Genomic DNA, 1534 nt, shown 5'->3' with positions numbered 1-1534 from the left:
CTTAAGCGCATCTTTGCCGTCGAACGGTGCATCCACGGCATTGACTTTGTAGCTTATGCGATCAGAGGCGGCGATGAGCTTTGCCAGTATCGTCTCGCCATCTGCGGCGGCGTGTCCAAGCAGATAGATGAGTGCCAGGATGTCGTTCTGGGCCCGGTGGCCTTCGAAGAACCAACCGCACTGGACGACGAGGTAGCCAAGCGCCCGGCCGTCGAAGCCTAGCTCAAGCCAATCGATTTCGGCCATCGAACATGCCCAGGGCCTGCCAGCGACGGCGGGCAGACGCCGATCGACGAATGGTCGGTCGAAGGCAGCGTTGTGGGCGACGATGATGTCGGCCGAGGACAGAAGCCCGATCGCCGCCTCGACGTCGATCGTCTGACCGCCAAGAATGTCATCGGTCAGCCCCGTCAATCGGGTGATCTGGGGGTCGAGCGGCACCCCGGGGTCTTCGCGCCATACGCGCGGTGTGCCGATCTGCACGATCCGCCCGAGCGCATCGAAGCGGAACCTCTGGATGGCCAGCTCGATGATCTTGTCGGCACTGTGATCAAGTCCGGTCGTTTCGACATCGATGGCGACGCCGACCCGCAGTGGAGGCTGCGGCTCGCCGAAGTACAATCGCTCCGCCGGCACCAGGCGGCGCAGCACCCTGAAGTCGGGATGGGCGCTAAGGAGGTCTGCCGCCTCGTGGCAAGCGGTTTGGGAGGCCGTCATGCAGCCCCCGATGAAAGGCCTGCGCGCTACAGGCAAGGCGCCCCGGGCGAGAAGCCGGGGACAGTCCTTCTCCAGAAGGCGCGTAGAACTGCTGTCGAACATTGGCAGGCCTGCGATCGCGTCCGAGGGGCAGAGGCACCGCGCACGCCGGATTCCGTGCGAGGCATTGCCGTAAGTTTGAGGCTAGCCGTGATAGGCAGTTGCATCGATCTGCTCGGCGACGTCATCGCCCGGAGCGCCGTAACCGTCATCGCCCGCCTCCTGAGCATGAGCGCGCACTTCCTCGATGCGCCGGGCAATCTCGCGCTCAAAGACCTTGAGCATAAGGCCAGAGCCCGCAGGCATGGCGGCGACCTCTTCACTGGCCCCCGGCAGTTCGCGCTGCAAACGGGCAGTCACGGCCTCCACGCGCCGGACTGTGGCCCTAGGAGAAAGGCCTGAGGCTTCGGCCATGCGCTGCCAGTGCTTTGCGTAGATGTGCCGGCCCCGACGCTGCCCGCCGATGGCCTGGGCATGGTTCTGGGTGATGTTCGCCCAGCCAAGGCCCGACATGAGATCGTAGAGTGGAGCAAAGCGGGGAGCCTGATGCATGAGCAGGACCGAATAGTTCTTTGCGTGGGAATCGACATTGCCGATGGCGATATTGAAGATCACGGCGTCGAGCAGCTGCGTGATTTCCCGTGCAGTCATATGCGCGCGCACGGTCGCGAAAAAATCCGCGATCGAAGGGCCGCGCGTGCCCGTGCCGTTGTACTCGTACTTGGCGACGGGAGGGCGGCCCAGCGCCTGGCAAAAGTCCTCCTGATGAATTCGTCGC

At 64.0% G+C, this 1534-nt stretch carries 2 protein-coding genes; both read right to left on the bottom strand.

Annotated elements, in window-relative coordinates; translation table 11 throughout:
• Nucleotides 1-717, bottom strand: a 717-nt coding sequence (locus tag VMR39_RS20915; RefSeq protein WP_325418698.1) for a 3'-5' exonuclease, incomplete at its 3' end; no start/stop codon positions are given.
• Nucleotides 718-900: 183 nt separating this feature from the next.
• Nucleotides 901-1534, bottom strand: a 634-nt coding sequence (locus tag VMR39_RS20910; RefSeq protein WP_325418696.1) for a HipA domain-containing protein, incomplete at its 5' end; no start/stop codon positions are given.

The sequence above is a fragment of the Sphingobium sp. genome, from assembly GCF_035511395.1.
GTDB lineage: Bacteria > Pseudomonadota > Alphaproteobacteria > Sphingomonadales > Sphingomonadaceae > Sphingobium.
The sequence above is the reverse complement of the archived record's forward strand: the minus strand, read 5'-3'. Positions and strand labels throughout refer to the sequence as shown.